Below are 381 nucleotides of genomic sequence, written 5' to 3' on the forward strand. Positions count from 1 at the left end.
GTGTTCCTCGCCGGCGAAAGCCCGCTACAGAGGCCTGCCACCGCAGCACTGCGGAACGTGCGTCCCCTGTCTGATCCGCAGAGCATCCCTGGCAGCCGGCCTGGACGCGAACGAGTCGGATACGACACCCTATGTGGTGAAGGATTTGGCGGCGCGTCGTCTCGATACGCTCGAGGCCGAGGGCGAACATGTGAGGTCGTTTCAGCTGATGGCGGAGCGGTTACGGCGGAATCCGCGGGCCGCAAAGGCCCTCGCGCGCATCCCCGGTCCGCTGACCGACGAGCCGTCCGAGATTGACGACTATGTTGACGTCTTCGTGCGAGGGATGCAGGAAGTGGCCCATTTCCTCGAACCCGTCAGGGCGAAGCCTAGCTGAGCATG

The 381-nt window shown here is 64.6% G+C and carries 1 pseudogene; it reads left to right on the forward strand.

Going from position 1 to position 381, the window contains the following annotated elements:
* Positions 1-376: pseudogene (locus EN804_RS37765) on the forward strand (hypothetical protein); the annotation flags it as partial.
* Between the last annotated feature and the right edge of the window lie 5 nt (positions 377-381).

This window comes from Mesorhizobium sp. M8A.F.Ca.ET.161.01.1.1 (assembly GCF_004792105.1).
GTDB lineage: Bacteria > Pseudomonadota > Alphaproteobacteria > Rhizobiales > Rhizobiaceae > Mesorhizobium.